A 14,402-nucleotide genomic window follows, 5' to 3' on the forward strand; every position below is an offset into this window, starting at 1 on the left:
GCCCCATCAGAACTTCAACCTGCCGTAACTTCACAACAATATCTTCAGGTTTGGGGCGCTTGATAGCCATCTATGGTCCTCCGGTTTCCTAACTATAGGCGTGGACCACTTCAAAGGGGGAGGCTCACAGCAGCATCAACGCCACTATGCGAGCCGAGGCCAAAGCGAAAGGGTTGCTCACGCGGATTTGGCGGCCCGTGTTTGGGCTGTTGTTTGCTGTTGTGTATTTTCTGCTGGGGCTATCGTTGATTTACTTGATCATCACTGCTCCAGATCCGATCGCCTTATTGGGTATCCTCTCCGGGTTCCTTGTGACCTTCCTAATGTGCGGTACGTCTGTGCTTGGTGTTTATGTCTGGAAGCGCTCGGATGAGAAGATCCAGAAAGTCACCTGAGGAGGCGACTATGGCTCAGGAAGTGCGGAATATGTGGATACGCTCCGAGATCTCTATTGGAAACATCATCACGATCATTGGTTTGATTGTGAGCTTGAGCATTGGTTGGCAGGAGCTCCGCTCTAGCCAGGAAGACCATGGACGGAGGATCGTGGTGCTGGAGGCAAAAAGCCTCAAGGCGGACAATGATAAAATTGAGACTGTTCGTTTTGTGGCGGAGATCCGGTCAGACATAAAATATCTAAGGAATGCCATCGAGCGAATCGAACGAACGTGTGGGGGGGACTGTTATTCTGCACAGAGGTATAGGCGGATAAAATTGGATGAACCCGTTGAAACTTCTCAATTATATCGTTTTGGATAGGGAAAAGCATTTTGCACAGTGTTGCGCGAAATCTATTCAAAATGGGCGCTTAGGTGTGCATATAACGGTCAAAAATGAGCAAAAGAAAGTGGTGTGTTTGAATTGGCTGGCTTTAAAGGCAGCTTAGCTGAAGCGGTGACCGCACCACACTACTTTGCCGATGATATGGAAATCTTCAAGATCAGAGCGTTTTAGCAGCTCGTCTTTGTGAGTAGGATTTTGGCTGATTACCTCAATATCGCCCTGAAGGGTCGGACGAAGGTATTTTACACGGGCCAAACCGCCATAGACAAAGGCATACACGCCATCTGATAACGTATTACGTTTTTTGTCGATCATAACCAGATCCCCGTCAGCAATGAGCGGGTCCATACTGTCACCATCCGCAGTTAAGATAATCAAATCATCTGCAGAAGATCTCCCTAGCTTCCCGCCTAAAAAACCTTTTGTGAAGGGTATGTCTTCAACTTTCTCAATGCTGTCGCCATTCAAAGCGCCGCTACCTGCAGCCAGTTGAATGTCAACGCGTGGAATCGTAATGATTCCTGCCCCCTCAACATTAGAAGCGCCACCAGTCGAGCTCTCTCCAAAAACTAACTCATTCAAGTCAAGACCGGCAGTCTTTGAAATTGAAATGAGCATTTGGAGTCCCGGCTCACCTCCTTTTAGAACACGGTGAAACCCCGAAGGGGAAATTCCAGACGCTTTCGCAAATGAGGACGCCGTCCCAAATGCTTCAACTACGTTTTGTAGCCTTTCGTGAAAACTAGATTCGCTTTCAAGTTCAGATTTCAAACTTGAAAGCGAATTTTCAACTTCTTTTTTCGTTTTCAAGTTCTCACCAACCTATTGTTTTAGATAGATTTTCTCATTCAAGCGAATGGTAATTCGCAAATGCAAACATGAAAGAGCGAAAAACTCTTGATTAATTCGCATACGAGAATACTCTATCCTCATTCGTTACCAGCAAGTGCAAATCACCAAGGTGAGTCGCACGGTGAATAAAAAAGCGGCTGCTGCAACAGTCCGCTTTTTAAGGAGATACAATGGCTAAACGCACATCCCAGACAAAGTGGGACAAGCATTCAATCAAGGCTGAGTTGCACCGCAAAGGGTGGACGCTCACCGAAATCGCTGCCAGAGAAGGCATGCACCGTACCACGTTGACCAAGGCTCTGGAAACCGGAACCGGACGCGGCGCGGAGCTTATCTCCAAATATCTCAGTATTCCCTTGGAAGAGCTTTGGCCTGACCGGCGCAAGCGCTCTGCCCATGTCATCTACAATAGCGACAAACACGGCCCAAGCGCTAGTCAGAAAAACCGATCTCTCGCTGATACTCCACTTTCCGAGGCGGAGGTGGCGGCATGAGAACAGCTCGCGCAACACGGTGTGTTGCCCTGCGGTTTTATCGGCGCTTTGATTATGACGCAGGACAAGACAACCACCTCAAAGACTTTGCCAGTGCGCTTGCCCTTGGGGTGTTCACCACTGCGTTTGTGCTTTGGGTTTGGATGCTGTGCGTAGAAGTCGCGTCTTACAGAGTGGGATACCCACTATGAGAGCCCGTCGCTGCCAACACACTGACGATTTACTGAGCTGGCAACCTCCACAAGTGGAGGCTCGTTTTGAACCAACACGGGTTCGCTCGGCAACTCCTTCTGGCAAAGTCTGCCGTGCCTTGTCTGAGGCCATGAAAGAAGATGGTCGTAGCCGCGAGGACATCGCAGTAGCCCTGTCTGAGCATCTTGGAGAACCCATCAGCCGGGACAGTCTGGATGCATGGGCGAGCGAAGCGAGGGAAGCCAGCAATATTGCCGGGTATCGCCTGATTGGCCTCGTTTCCGTTTTGAACTCAAAAGAACTGCTTAACGAGCTACTAGCTCGCACTGACATGATTGTGGTGGACCGAAAATACCGTCCCCTCATCGAACGGCAGCTGATGGAAGAAGCGCAGATGCGCATCAAGAAGATGATCCAGCAAGCAGACAAGGAATGGAAGGGTTTGAAATGAGCGGAACAGTTCCAGCTCTATCATATAATGGTACGAAGCGTGAGTGGTTTACGCCGTTAGAACTTGCGACTTTAGCTATTTCCTCTCTACCGGCAACTACTCAGGGCATCAACCAAACAGCCGTCAAGCAAAACTGGCAGTCCACACCGCTCGCCCGCAAACGTAAAGGTCGAGGCGGAGGCTGGGAGTACCACATTGACTTATTGCCAGAGCCAGCTCGTAAAGCGTTAGAAGCTCGGTTCAACATTGAGCGTCTTAACGCAGACGTGCCTGTTGTGCAGGCTAAAGCGCCCGCAAAAACAGCTGTGACCTTGGCGGATGCTGACGGCGCACAACGTCGCGCTGCGGAAGCTCGTAAGCAGATCTTGCAGATGGTGGAGCAGCTGGTCATGCGCGGCATGGCTTATGACAAAGCCGTATGTGGGCTCACGGCTAAGGTGAAAGTGCTCCTGAACCAAGAGGTTCTAACGCCGGATGAGGAGCAGTTACTTCAGTTGGTGCGCACGGCCAAGGACAAGGGAACGGGGATCTCCCGCCGTGCCATTTACAACTGGCGCAAGGCATTTAAGGACAGCGGCTTTGCTGGTCTCATTCCGGGCAAGCGCAAGCAGGATGCGCTTAACGCTGAGCGCTATGCCTGGGCACCGGGATTCCTCAAACTCTATGCCGATCCGCGCAAGCCAACCGTCGCGCTGGCGCTTGATCAGTACCGCGCCAGCCTTCCTGATCCTGCACAGGCACCAAGTTACGACCAGGTCAAACGCTATCTGACCAAGCTGAAGAAGGCCGACCCGATTGCCGCCTATAAAGGCCGCGAAGGTCTGCTGGCGCTTAAGGCCCGCAAAGTCTATGTGAGCCGGTCAACTGAAGGGTTGGAACCAACCGACATCTATACGGCTGACGGCAAGACCTTTGACGCTTTTGTCGCACACCCATTTTCCGGCAATCCGATCCGCCCTGAGATCACCAGCATTTTGGACGTAGTGACCCGCAAATGCGTTGGTTATTCCATCGGACTGAATGAGAAGGCCTACGATGTTTCTGAAGCCCTGCGCAATGCCAGCATGGCAAGCGGTGTTGCTGCGATTTTCTACGTAGATAACGGTAAGGGCTACAAAAACCTGCTGCTGGATGAAGCTGCAGTAGGCATGCTGAGCCGCCTTGGCACACACAAAGAACACAGCATAGCCTACAACTCGCAGGCTCGCGGTATTATCGAGCGGTTTAACGGATCAGTTTACACCCGCCTTGCCAAAACGCTGCCAAGCTATGCTGGTCGTGATCTGGACCGGGAAGCCGCGCTGAAGCTACACAAGAAAATCAAGAATGACCTTAAAGAAACCGGCGCATCCGAGTTACTCATCAGCTGGAACGAGTTCCTCAAAATTTTTGATGGAGCTTTGCAATACTACAATGATCGACCTCATTCTGCGCTGCCACAGGTGCGTGGAAGCATCACTGGCAACACTCGCCATATGTCTCCCAATGAATATTGGGCTCAATTTGAATCTCACGGTTTCAAGGCCGTCACTCTTACCAAGGAAGACAGTGACGACCTGTCTCGACCGGCAGCTCGCCGCAAGGTTTCACGCGGCCTCGTAACAATTGAAAAGAACCGCTACTTCGCTCTGGAACTTGAGCGTTATGACCGCCAGGAAGTCATGGTTTGTTATGACATGTTGGATGCAAGCCAAGTATGGGTGCGCGAGCTTGATTATGTGGACGGCATTGAAACCCCAGGTGCGTTGATCTGCACTGCCAAGTTTGAAGGCAACAGCCAAGCTTACTTCCCCAAACCGGTTATCGAAAGCGCCCGCGAGAAAAAAGCAAAGACAGCAGCCAAACGGCTGGAAGACAAGCTGCGCCGTGTCGAGCAAGAGCAGCGTCCGGGCTATCTCGTGGAGCATTCTGGCGAGCAGCCTATGGAAGTGTTTGCTTCGGCCCCCGGCTTTGAAGAGCGCGACGACGATCTTGTTTCAGTCGTGATGAAGTCGGCTCAGCCCGATACCAACGTGGTTCACATGGCGGAACCAATTGAAGTTCAAGAACCGAAATCTCAACCCACAACCAAATCCGGCAGGCCAGTATTTAAGTCCAAGGAAGAGCTTGCTGTTTGGGTCCTGGATAATCCTGAAAAAATGACCGATCTGGACAAAAAAATCCTGTCGGACTGTGTGACCAACAGGACTTATCTGGACCTCTTTGAAGCGCTTGGTATCGACGCGGAGAGCCTTCGAACTCTCCTCCGCACCGCTGCCTGACGCCACATTTAATGCACTTAAGGAACTAACAGATGCGGAATGACTTTGTAAAGACCTCCAACGTGCAGCGCTTTTTTAACGCGCTGACTGCCCTGAATGAGCGGGGTGCACAAGAGGCTTGCCTTGTAGTCGTGGACGGACTGCCGGGACTTGGCAAAACAACCACCTTAAGAAACTGGGTGGGCAAGACTGGCTCGATTTACCTGCGGGCCAAGAAAGAGTGGACGCCAAGCTGGTTTATGAATGAGCTTCTGGAAGCCTTGCGGGTACACCCACCTCATGCATTCCAGAAAAAGTACCGCAAGGCTCTTGAGGAGCTGGCCGGACGGCAAGCTTCTGCTGGGATTGAAAGCAAGGCGTTTGGGCTGGTGATTGATGAAGCCGATCACGTCTCCAGCAAATCAGCCATATTGGAGACCATTCGCGACATCTCCGACATGATTGAACTCCCCGTCATTCTGGTGGGCATGGGCAAGGTCAACGATAACCTGACACGCTTTCCGCAGGTTGCCTCCCGTGTTTCCCAAAAAGTTCGTTTCGAGAAATGCTCTGAAGAAGATGTGCGGGCTCTGATCGACGGGCGCTGTGAAGTGCCGGTGGCTGATGACCTGCTTAAATTTATCCGCAAGGTTTCTGGCGGGTATAATCGCGAAATTTTAGAGGCCATTGCCAATATTGAGCGTCATGGATTGCTTAACCCTCCCGGAGAAGGCGGGCTGACTATGGCAGACATGGCCGGGGTGACCATCATCAATGACCGCTCCTCCAACCGTCCAATCACGGTGCCGGAGGTGCTGGCATGACGCTTCCTGGCGAAATCCCGACAACCTTGCTTTACAGCCTTGGAGATGGCGCTTGCCGGACCATGGATGAGCTGGACGCGCAGTTGGACCTGTCTCGCAGGCAGATCTCGAAAGGAGCAACTAAGCTGATCTTTCGCGGCTTGGCTGAGCGTGTGGAAACCGGGTGCTACCAGCTCACAGAAGCAGGAACATGCGCGGTGAAAGGCAATGTGACTTTGACCAGTGGCCCGATCATGCCTGACAGAGGCAAGAGCAGAGCGCCACAACGCAGCACCTTGCGTCAGCGGGCTTGGAACATCATGCGTATGGGAGAGGCTTTTACTGTTCCCGATATACTAATGGCAGCCCAAGAAGGCACAGAGAAAACGGCGGATAACAACCTGCACCGCTATATCAATGCTCTGGGCAGGCTTGGCTACCTACTCGAAATGCCGCGCCGTGCGGCTGGAACAAAGCTCACCTCCAACGGATTTAAGCGGTGGCGTCTTCTCAAAGATACTGGCCCAGTTGCACCGGTGTGGCGTCCGCAATCAAAGACGCTGTTTGACCATAACCTGGGCAATTCCGGGGAGGTCGTATCATGCAAATAGATGTACGCGGCCTCCTTGAAGAACAGGTGGCAACACTTGGAAGCAGACAAGCTGTTGCAGATGCTTTGGGCGTATCACGTACGGCAGTCAGTCTTTATCTGGCTGGAAAACTTGAGGCCAATGGTGGACGAGTAGACCGCTTTGAAAGCCGTGCCATTGAGCGATTTTGTGACCGCGTGCTGTGTCCATACCTTGGGTCAGACATTAGCCGGGAAAACTGTCGGAGCAACTGTCATCGCGCCATACCAACCAGTGACCCGGCAGCCCTGCGCCATTGGGCGGCCTGTCAGCGCTGTTCCATGAACGCCTCCCGAACGGGTCAGGAGACGGCATGTTAAGCGGCCTCCTGAAAGAGCTGCGCGTTCTGTTTCTGGCCTCACGTTGCAATGAGGTTATGGAGCCTGAAGCTCATGAGCTTTTCGCCCAGACATTGCTCAAGGGAACGGAGTTGGCTGAGCAGTTGGAACGGCTTGCAAAAAGCAAGGTGACACCCCTGGAAGCCTCCCATTTCAACGACCCCAAAATTGCTGTGTTCCCGACCCTGAGCCGGAACACAAAATGTATTCAAAAAGGAATTGACCATGACACATGAAACAACAGCACGCCTTGACCCTGCCCAGTACTGGGAAGATCCGAAGGGAGGCATGATCCCGGTTTGCGCGATCAAGCCCGAGCATCAGGAAGAAGACGCACTTGTTAAGAACGTTGTAGCCAAAGCCCGTGAGCTGCACAGCTTGCTGGGAACATTTAAAACCCACAGCATGGGAGAGGTTCAAGCGTTTCGCGAACTGATTGCCGAAAAGTATGGCGCTCAAAAAGGCGGCAAGAAAGGCAATATGACCTTGCGCAGTTTTGACGGCAAGCTGGAGCTACAAATTGCAATCTCTGAAAGCATCAGCTTTGGACCTGAATTGGAAGCCGCCAAGGCACTGATTGACAGCTGTATTCATAAGTGGAGTGAGGGAGCAAATGCCAACCTTCAAGTGCTGGTAGATGATGCTTTCCAGGTCGATAAAGAAGGGCAAATCTCAACAGGACGTGTCCTCGGCTTGCGCCGTCATTCCATTGAGGACAATGAATGGCTAAAGGCCATGGACGCAATCTCTGATGCGGTGCGGGTGACGGGCTCAAAAACCTACCTTCGTCTCTATGAGCGCAACCCTGCAACTGGGCAACGCACCCCAATTTCTCTCGATCTTGCGGCTGTCTAGGAGGCCATCATGAGTAACCAGCAAATGGGATACGACCTGCGCCGTGAGCATGAGCGTTTCAATATTATCAGGGAGTACTGGAACCGCCGTGGTCATCAAGTCTGCGGAACCGTTTCAGTAAACCATGTGGACGGGCCAACCCCGATTTACACCACAACCACAGATCTGAAAAACGGGTGCCCTGTTGGTCATCCAGCGAACCGGATGGGAGATCAGCGATGACCGGCATTTTGAACCATGACGCCTTAGAAGAGGCCATCAAGAAAACGATTGCAGAAAAGCTCTCCAGCCAGACCATGATGAAGATTATTGAGGAGACGCTGGATAAGACCGTTAAAGATGCAATCGAGTCTGCTCTACGCAGCTATAGCGAGGCGGGCAAAGCGATTACGGCGGCAGTTGAAAGCGCACTGAAGGTCGACAGTGATCTGGGCTTGCCATCTTACAATGAAACCATTCTTCGTTTGCTGCGCCCAATGGTCGAAAAACACGTCAATAAAACAGGCCAGGATAAGCTAAAAGAAGAAATGGAAAACCTCTTTGCAAGTGCGCCCGATGAAATCAGGCTGTCAAAGCTTATTGAGGAGTTCAAAGAGGGCGAACTCCATAAAGAGGAATGGGAAAGCGGGGAAATTTCCTTGCATGTAGAAGAAAGTGACTACGGCTATACTCATATTCATTTCGATAAAGAAGAGAACCAAGACAAGTACCGTTGCGATTACCAGATTGATATCGATAAAGACGGCAAAGTCTACGCTGCTCAGGCTGGTCGATATCAGGGCAAACTAGACAAAGAAACGCCTATTCTGTTTGGGCGTGGTTATGGCTTTCAAAAGCTTCTTCTCAATCTCTATGCCAATGGCTCAAAGCTCATCATTGATGAAGACCACTGTGAGCTATCTTACGGACCTGAGTATTGAGGTTAGATATGAGCCGATATCTTGCACAAATTCATATTGCGAAAAAGGATCTGGCGCTGGATGAGGACAGTTATCGGGCTGTCTTGAAACGGGTAGCTGGAAAAAGCAGCGCTAAGGATCTGAATGAAGCACAGCGTTTGCGCGTTGTTACTGAGTTTAAGCGTCTTGGCTGGGAGCCTAAAAAGCAGGGCGGCGCATTCCGCCCTGCATCCAGCAAGGGCTATGTGCGCAAGCTATACGCATTGGCAAAAAGTCTGGATGACCTCGGCTATTGGGAGTCGCCTTACAAGGAGGTTTTGCGGAGCTTTGTTAAAAACCGCTGCGATGTGGATGATCCGGAGCGGCTGACCTATGACCAGGCCACCCCTTTGATTGAGGCTTTGAAGCAGATTGAAGGGAGGTTGTTGGGATGAATACGTCAACAAGGATTTTTTGCATACTGAATAGAATTACCTGCCAATGCAGCCTGATGATCCCAGAAAGTTACTACAACAAACGCGCTATCAGGTTTTCCATTACCTTTCAGCGTTTTGCAAACGTAGCTTTGAATAGAGTTCCAATCAGATCCGTCATTTTCTACAAAAATCCAGAGACTAATTTTCTGCTCCCAACTCACCTCCTTGAACTTATTAAAGGAACTAAGGGCTTCAGCAGATTTTTCCTGCCACGGCTCAAGTTCTGTTTCCGCCTGCACTCCGGAGGCAAACAGCAGGGCGGCGAGGGTCAGCACAAATCTCATAGTAAATACCTTTTAAAACAATCAGGTTTGATGCGGGCATTCAATCAGTCTGGCGGGGTATTTACAATCATGAGAGGCGCTCATGGTTGAGTTTCACCCAGTTACTGACCATGCGGTACTGCGTTACATGGAGCGGGTTTTAGAGATTGATGTGGGTGCTGTTCGCGACCTGATCAGGCGCGAAACAGAAACAGCTTTACTGGCCGGGGCTGTGGGACTTCGCAGTGATGCAATCCGATATGTGTTTGCTGACGGCAAAGTGGTCACGATCATGCCCTCGAACCGCTCAGGAGGCCGTCATGGTTGAAGCAAAACATCTAACTGAGGATATGCGTGATATCTATGATATCTGCGGCAAGGAAGTGGTTGAGGAGCTTTTAAACAAGCTGCCGGGGGTGGAAGTGAAAATCCCACTCAAGTGGAGCCAGAACAATCCTTTAGCGCTCATTGACCGTGTCTTTGCCGATTTACTGATTGCGGAATTACCGGGAAACAAGATCTATATCCCAACCCATGTGGGTCGGGGGGAGACCAGAGAAGCAGCGTTAAAAATGCGCAAAGATGGCATGACAACACTCGCAATTGGTTTGGAACTTGGCGTTTCCGAGCGCTATGCCCGTACCCTGGTTTCGGGCAAGAAACTGCCCAGGCGCAAACCGGTTGATCCACGTCAGATCGACCTGGAGGATTTACTCAAAGAGCAACCTCCATGATTTACCCCTTGCGGAACTGCTTCCGTCGCACGAGATCCCATAATATATGAGGCTCGCCCCAGTGATTGTTAGCTGAGGCGGGCCTCATGTCTTTTATAGTAGAAAAATTGCGCCGTGCACGCGGCACTCAAACCTCCACAGAACCGCTGCTCAAGCAGGAAGCAGCTCGACTTGGCTGCGAGATGGCCGTCTTGCAGGCTGTTTTGGAAGTGGAAAGCAAGGGAGCCCCTTTTGATGATCAGGGCCGCCTGATCCTGCTTCCAGAAAAGCACGTATTTTACCGCGAACTACCTAAGTCCGAGCGACTTAAGGCCGTCACTCTCGGCCTTGCTGCCAAGCGTTGGAAGAAAAAGAATTACAAAGGGCTTGGAGGCTCTGGCTCAAATCGCCGCTGGGACCGCTTGAGAAAGATGGCAAAGCTTGATGAGACGGCAGCTTTGAAAGCTTGCTCTTATGGCCTTGCTCAGATCATGGGTTTTAACTTTTCCATGTGCGGTTATGACAGCGTGCAGGATTTTGTTCTCGCGCTTGCTGCAAACGGCGAAAACCAGATTAAGGCCTTTGTCTCTTTTTTGGAAACGTCTGGTCTGCGCGACGAGTTACAAGCCAAAGACTGGCGGGCCATTGCCCGAATTTATAACGGCAAAGGTCAGGTGGACTACTATGCTGCTTTGCTTGCTGAAGCCTACGCCCGCATTGCTGGGGTGACTTACAACTTTGCGACCGGCTCCTCTGGCGCTTCGCAGGCCTCCTCCTCTGAGACTATCTTAAGCCTTGGCTCTTCCGGCTACCGGGTCAAAGCCTTGCAGGAGCGTCTGGCAACAGTTGGGTTTCCTCTGCGCCCAGATGGTGATTTTGGTCCAGCCACACGGCAGGCTGTGGTGGCGTTTCAGGTGGAGCACGGCCTGAAGCCAGACGGGAAAGTTGGAGGCAACACTGAAACTGCTCTTGAGCAGGCCGTGCCTCTGACACAGCGGCACGATGAGGCCCGCGCAAATCTGACCGTTCGTGACCTGCGGGCGGCGGGCTCACAAACCGTTAAAAAAGCAGATGACCTGACGCGCGTTGCAAAGGTTCTGGTCGGAACCAGTGTCGGCGCGGGCGCACTTGGAGAGACCTCTCAAGGGGTGCTGGATCAGCTTGGCACGGGAGCTGAACAGCTCAGCCAGCTTCGTCACCAGCTTGCCCCGCTGATGGAGCTTGCCTCCGATAACAAGTGGCTCCTGATTGCCGGAGTTGGGCTGGGGATCTGGTATCTGGCACGAAACATCAAGCAGCGCCGTCTTGAAGATGCACAAAGCTGGAGGCACGCAGGATGAGTTTCCTTCTTTCTATTGCGGCCAAAGGATTGAGCTGGCTCAGTGGTGGTGCCCTTGATCGGGTTTTGAGCCATCTGGAAAAACGCGCTGATAGTGACAACGAGCGCGAGCGTATTAGCGCAGGCCTTGCTGCTGAAGAGCTGAAAGCTGAGCTGGAAAGCCGCCGTGCCGCCCGCGACATTGTGCTGGCCGAGCAAGGCTGGTGGGTGACAGCCATGATCCGGCCTGCCTTTGCCTGGCCGATTGTGATTCATTCCGGGGCGATTGTGGCTGACAGTCTGTTTCACTTTGAGTGGGATGTCGCCAAGCTGCCAGATCCTCTTGGGACATGGGCTGGCTGGATCGTCGGCGCGTACTTCCTCACCCGTCCTTTTGAAAAAGCCATACGCGGCGCATTTGCCCGGAGGGCTCGCTAATGAATGATCAGTTTGCAAAGGAACTGGGGGAGATTAAAGGTCTTCTTCAGGGGATTGATAAGAAGGTTGATGGGCTGGAAGCCCGTCAGGAAAAACAGGATGATCGGTTACGCGCTGTTGAACGCAAAGCCATGGTGAACAGCACCGTAGTTGCATCGGTGGTTTCTGTGGCTGTTGCTTTCATCAAGCAGAAAGTCGGGGCCTGAATGAGTAAGAAACCGTCCAGGGCAGATCAAAAGCGACTGGCGCGGCGGTTGTTTGTTCTTGACCGGCAAGCAATCCCGACCGTGGCGTTTTCCATTGGCGTGTCTGAAAGCACCCTACGGCGCTGGAAGAAGGATGCGGCAACGGGTGGTGACAACTGGGATGCTGCCCGTTCTGCCAACGCTTTAGCTGGCGAAGGGCTGGAAGCCGTGGTGACAAGCGTGGTTGAGGACTTCGTCTCCATGTTCCAGGCCACAATTGAGCAGATCAAGGCCTCTGAGAATATTGATCCGCCGGAAAAAGTGAAGCTGATGGCATCGCTATCTGACGCCTTTAACAAGATGGTGGCCTCTGCCGGGCGGGTTGCGCCCAAACTGTCTGAGCTTGGGGTGGCGCAAGATGTATTGCAGCGCTTTGCCGAGTTCATCCGTAAACATCACCCTGACCATGCGCAGACCTTTTTAGAAGTGCTGGAACCCTTTGGAGAGTATCTGGCAGAGGTTTACGGATGAAACAGCCTAAAAAGCTTTCCGGGAAGGACTTTAAGAAAGAACTGGCCGAGCTTGCAGAGAGTATGCGTCTGCAAATTGAGCTTTCCGTTGATGCCTTCCCCATTGACGAGAGCGCACGGCAAGAGCGTATCAGGGCGGTGGCTGATCCGGCCACCGGCTATCGCTATTTTGCCGAAACCTATTTTCCCCATTACCTGACCAGCCCGCCGAGCAAGCTGCATCTGGATCTTTATCAAAACTTGCCGCTGATCGTTACAACTGAAAAGGGCGAGCGTGAGCTGATCACTGCCCCACGCGGCTCTGCCAAGTCCACCCATGTATCGCTGATCTTCCCGCTGTGGTGCATTGTGCGCGGTTTGAAGCATTACATCATGCTGATTATGGATGCTTTTGAGCAGGCCGCTGTCATGGTGGAAGCGCTGAAGGCCGAGTTGGAGAGCAACCCACGCCTTGCCTATGACTTTCCCAAGGTTGTCGGTCAGGGCCGCACATGGCGCGAAGGGGATTTGATCACCCGTAACAATATCAAGGTGGAAGGCTTTGGCACCGGCAAGAAGCTACGCGGTCGCCGTCACGGTCCCCACCGCCCGGATCTGGTGATCCTGGACGATATTGAAAACGATGAAAACGTTGAAAGCCCCAAACAGCGCCAGAAGCTTGAGAACTGGGTGGAAAAGGCTGTCCTGAAGCTGGGCTCCACCGATGGCCGCATGGACGTGCTTTATGCGGGCACGGTGCTCCATTTTGATGCGGTGATTGTGCGGTTTTCTAAAAAGCCGCGCTGGCGGGTCGCTGAATATCAGGCCGTTTTAAAATGGCCGGAACGCATGGATCTGTGGGACAAGTGGGAAGAGACTTATCTCAATGACGGCGAACCCGCCGCAGATGCGTTTTATGCTGCACAGCGCGAGGAGATGAACAAGGGCGCGGTCCTGAACTGGCCGGAACTGCATCCGCTTGATTTTCTGATGAAGGAGCGGGCCGGATCACACTCCGCCTTTGAAAGCGAATACCAGAATAAGCCAATGAGTGAGGACAATCCGTTCCGTGCTCTGACCTATTATGTGCAGATCAAACGCGACTGGCTGCACTTTGGCGCGATTGATCCCTCCCTTGGCAAGCACAACAAGAACCGCGACCCAAGCGCCATCTTGATTGGTGGATTTGACCGGGAGACACAGACGATGGATGTGGTGGAGGCCTCCATCCGCAAACGTCTGCCCGATATGATTATTGAGGACGCCATTGCCTTACAGCGTATTTATGGCTGTCAGGGCTGGTTTGTGGAGACCGTTCAGTTCCAGGAACTCTTGCGCACCGACTTAATGAAGGCAGCAGCCAAGGCGGGTCTTGCCATGCCGTGTTTTGCGGTCACGCCCATTGCAGATAAGAACCTGCGCATTGAGCGTTTGCAGCCGCCCGCAGCAGCTGGTCTGATCCGCTTTAACAAAGCCCATCAAACCCTGATTGACCAGCTTCAGCAATGGCCGAACGCTGCTCATGATGACGGCCCAGACTGTCTTGAGATGCTGTGGACCCAAACCCTTTCCATGGCCTTTACCACCTTGAATGCGAGCACCATTAAGACTGCGCCGCTTGCCTCATCCAGCCCGCTTGAAGGATTTCGCCTATGAGTAAAAAAACGAAAAAGAACAAGGCTTCCGGTAAAGCTGAAAGTAAGCTTGCACAGCAGGCAGTTCCGGCCAGTGTTCCAGCCAAGGGCGGGCAACTGATTGCGACCGCGCAAAACGATATTACGATCGCAAACTACTCCGATATCTTAAAGCTGCAAGACCCGACACTTGAAGCCAAGGGTGTCAATGAGCGTTCAAAATTGATCCGGCATCATCATTTAAAATTGACCCACCTTGGTTGGCACAAATCCAGCAGGCGAACAGCTCTCATCTAGCAGGTTCGTCTGCTGGCTTTGTGCCAACCAAGG

At 52.3% G+C, this 14,402-nt stretch carries 24 protein-coding genes; 22 read left to right on the forward strand and 2 right to left on the reverse strand.

Translation table 11 applies throughout. The features are described from left to right. Nucleotides 1–245 precede the first annotated feature (245 nt). Together PsAD37_RS29490 and PsAD37_RS11000 are read left to right on the forward strand one after the other, a co-directional pair. Entirely contained in the window at nucleotides 246–395 is a 150-nt protein-coding gene (locus tag PsAD37_RS29490; protein ID WP_153039719.1) for a hypothetical protein, read from the forward strand. Between the two features lie 10 nt (nucleotides 396–405). Beyond that, a complete protein-coding gene (locus PsAD37_RS11000; RefSeq protein ID WP_063296190.1) occupies nucleotides 406–759 on the forward strand; it encodes a hypothetical protein in 354 nt (117 codons plus the stop codon). Between the two features lie 123 nt (nucleotides 760–882). Here PsAD37_RS11000 and PsAD37_RS11005 read toward each other — a convergent pair whose 3' ends face one another. After that, nucleotides 883–1,593, reverse strand: coding sequence for a S24 family peptidase (locus PsAD37_RS11005; RefSeq protein WP_153039720.1), 711 nt, complete (start codon nucleotides 1,591–1,593; stop codon nucleotides 883–885). A 212-nt stretch (nucleotides 1,594–1,805) separates the two neighbouring features. Here PsAD37_RS11005 and PsAD37_RS11010 point away from each other — a divergent pair, with 212 nt between their 5' ends. The 12 genes from PsAD37_RS11010 to PsAD37_RS11065 are packed head-to-tail and all read left to right on the forward strand — an operon-like array spanning nucleotide 1,806 to nucleotide 8,970. After that, a complete protein-coding gene (locus PsAD37_RS11010) occupies nucleotides 1,806–2,129 on the forward strand; it encodes a helix-turn-helix domain-containing protein (protein WP_063296192.1) in 324 nt (107 codons plus the stop codon). Continuing rightward, nucleotides 2,126–2,320: a hypothetical protein gene (locus PsAD37_RS11015; protein WP_063296193.1), complete on the forward strand. Its 195-nt coding sequence runs from the start codon at nucleotides 2,126–2,128 to the stop codon at nucleotides 2,318–2,320. The genes PsAD37_RS11010 and PsAD37_RS11015 overlap by 4 nt, the downstream gene beginning before the upstream one ends. Continuing rightward, the gene (locus PsAD37_RS11020) at nucleotides 2,317–2,772 is read left to right on the forward strand and encodes a hypothetical protein (protein ID WP_063296194.1); all 456 of its coding nucleotides are present in this window, start codon (nucleotides 2,317–2,319) and stop codon (nucleotides 2,770–2,772) included. Before PsAD37_RS11015 ends, PsAD37_RS11020 begins: the two co-directional genes overlap by 4 nt. Next, nucleotides 2,769–5,033, forward strand: coding sequence for a Mu transposase C-terminal domain-containing protein (locus PsAD37_RS11025; protein WP_206600066.1), 2,265 nt, complete (start codon nucleotides 2,769–2,771; stop codon nucleotides 5,031–5,033). Before PsAD37_RS11020 ends, PsAD37_RS11025 begins: the two co-directional genes overlap by 4 nt. Before the next feature lie 32 nt (nucleotides 5,034–5,065). Next, entirely contained in the window at nucleotides 5,066–5,836 is a 771-nt protein-coding gene (locus PsAD37_RS11030) for an AAA family ATPase (RefSeq protein ID WP_063296196.1), read from the forward strand. Continuing rightward, nucleotides 5,833–6,426 (forward strand): hypothetical protein, encoded by a 594-nt coding sequence (locus PsAD37_RS11035; protein ID WP_063296197.1) that lies wholly within the window; start codon nucleotides 5,833–5,835, stop codon nucleotides 6,424–6,426. The genes PsAD37_RS11030 and PsAD37_RS11035 overlap by 4 nt, the downstream gene beginning before the upstream one ends. Beyond that, entirely contained in the window at nucleotides 6,417–6,764 is a 348-nt protein-coding gene (locus PsAD37_RS11040; protein ID WP_063296198.1) for a hypothetical protein, read from the forward strand. Before PsAD37_RS11035 ends, PsAD37_RS11040 begins: the two co-directional genes overlap by 10 nt. Next, on the forward strand, nucleotides 6,758–7,018 hold the full coding sequence (locus tag PsAD37_RS11045) for a hypothetical protein (protein WP_063296199.1): 261 nt from the start codon (nucleotides 6,758–6,760) through the stop codon (nucleotides 7,016–7,018). The genes PsAD37_RS11040 and PsAD37_RS11045 overlap by 7 nt, the downstream gene beginning before the upstream one ends. Next, nucleotides 7,008–7,637: a DUF3164 family protein gene (locus PsAD37_RS11050; RefSeq protein ID WP_063296200.1), complete on the forward strand. Its 630-nt coding sequence runs from the start codon at nucleotides 7,008–7,010 to the stop codon at nucleotides 7,635–7,637. Before PsAD37_RS11045 ends, PsAD37_RS11050 begins: the two co-directional genes overlap by 11 nt. A gap of 9 nt (nucleotides 7,638–7,646) precedes the next feature. Continuing rightward, nucleotides 7,647–7,859 carry a hypothetical protein gene (locus PsAD37_RS11055; protein ID WP_063296201.1) on the forward strand — a complete coding sequence of 71 codons (213 nt, stop codon included), beginning with the start codon at nucleotides 7,647–7,649 and terminating at the stop codon, nucleotides 7,857–7,859. After that, nucleotides 7,856–8,557 (forward strand): hypothetical protein, encoded by a 702-nt coding sequence (locus PsAD37_RS11060; RefSeq protein WP_063296202.1) that lies wholly within the window; start codon nucleotides 7,856–7,858, stop codon nucleotides 8,555–8,557. The genes PsAD37_RS11055 and PsAD37_RS11060 overlap by 4 nt, the downstream gene beginning before the upstream one ends. Before the next feature lie 8 nt (nucleotides 8,558–8,565). Then, nucleotides 8,566–8,970 (forward strand): regulatory protein GemA, encoded by a 405-nt coding sequence (locus PsAD37_RS11065; RefSeq protein WP_063296203.1) that lies wholly within the window; start codon nucleotides 8,566–8,568, stop codon nucleotides 8,968–8,970. 5 nt (nucleotides 8,971–8,975) lie between these two features. On the opposite strand, the gene PsAD37_RS11070 is transcribed toward PsAD37_RS11065, so the two are convergent. Further along, the gene (locus tag PsAD37_RS11070) at nucleotides 8,976–9,296 is read right to left on the reverse strand and encodes a hypothetical protein (RefSeq protein ID WP_063296204.1); all 321 of its coding nucleotides are present in this window, start codon (nucleotides 9,294–9,296) and stop codon (nucleotides 8,976–8,978) included. Between the two features lie 82 nt (nucleotides 9,297–9,378). On the opposite strand from PsAD37_RS11070, the gene PsAD37_RS11075 reads away from it, so the two are divergent. The 8 genes from PsAD37_RS11075 to PsAD37_RS11110 all read left to right on the forward strand — a co-directional run bounded on the left by PsAD37_RS11075 (nucleotide 9,379) and on the right by PsAD37_RS11110 (nucleotide 14,369). Then, nucleotides 9,379–9,603 carry a hypothetical protein gene (locus PsAD37_RS11075; protein WP_063296205.1) on the forward strand — a complete coding sequence of 75 codons (225 nt, stop codon included), beginning with the start codon at nucleotides 9,379–9,381 and terminating at the stop codon, nucleotides 9,601–9,603. Continuing rightward, nucleotides 9,596–10,009: a hypothetical protein gene (locus PsAD37_RS11080; protein ID WP_063296206.1), complete on the forward strand. Its 414-nt coding sequence runs from the start codon at nucleotides 9,596–9,598 to the stop codon at nucleotides 10,007–10,009. Before PsAD37_RS11075 ends, PsAD37_RS11080 begins: the two co-directional genes overlap by 8 nt. 86 nt (nucleotides 10,010–10,095) lie before the next feature. Continuing rightward, nucleotides 10,096–11,328 carry an N-acetylmuramidase domain-containing protein gene (locus PsAD37_RS11085; protein WP_063296207.1) on the forward strand — a complete coding sequence of 411 codons (1,233 nt, stop codon included), beginning with the start codon at nucleotides 10,096–10,098 and terminating at the stop codon, nucleotides 11,326–11,328. Continuing rightward, complete coding sequence (locus tag PsAD37_RS11090; protein WP_063296208.1) at nucleotides 11,325–11,744, forward strand: hypothetical protein; 420 nt, start codon at nucleotides 11,325–11,327, stop codon at nucleotides 11,742–11,744. The genes PsAD37_RS11085 and PsAD37_RS11090 overlap by 4 nt, the downstream gene beginning before the upstream one ends. Continuing rightward, entirely contained in the window at nucleotides 11,744–11,950 is a 207-nt protein-coding gene (locus tag PsAD37_RS11095; RefSeq protein ID WP_063296209.1) for a hypothetical protein, read from the forward strand. The genes PsAD37_RS11090 and PsAD37_RS11095 overlap by 1 nt, the downstream gene beginning before the upstream one ends. Beyond that, entirely contained in the window at nucleotides 11,951–12,460 is a 510-nt protein-coding gene (locus PsAD37_RS11100; RefSeq protein WP_063296210.1) for a DUF1804 family protein, read from the forward strand. Continuing rightward, nucleotides 12,457–14,094: a phage terminase large subunit gene (gene terL, locus PsAD37_RS11105; RefSeq protein ID WP_063296211.1), complete on the forward strand. Its 1,638-nt coding sequence runs from the start codon at nucleotides 12,457–12,459 to the stop codon at nucleotides 14,092–14,094. The genes PsAD37_RS11100 and terL overlap by 4 nt, the downstream gene beginning before the upstream one ends. Beyond that, the gene (locus PsAD37_RS11110; RefSeq protein ID WP_063296212.1) at nucleotides 14,091–14,369 is read left to right on the forward strand and encodes a hypothetical protein; all 279 of its coding nucleotides are present in this window, start codon (nucleotides 14,091–14,093) and stop codon (nucleotides 14,367–14,369) included. Before terL ends, PsAD37_RS11110 begins: the two co-directional genes overlap by 4 nt. Nucleotides 14,370–14,402: the final 33 nt, after the last annotated feature.

The sequence above is a fragment of the Pseudovibrio sp. Ad37 genome (assembly GCF_001623075.1).
Classification (GTDB): Bacteria; Pseudomonadota; Alphaproteobacteria; order Rhizobiales; family Stappiaceae; genus Pseudovibrio.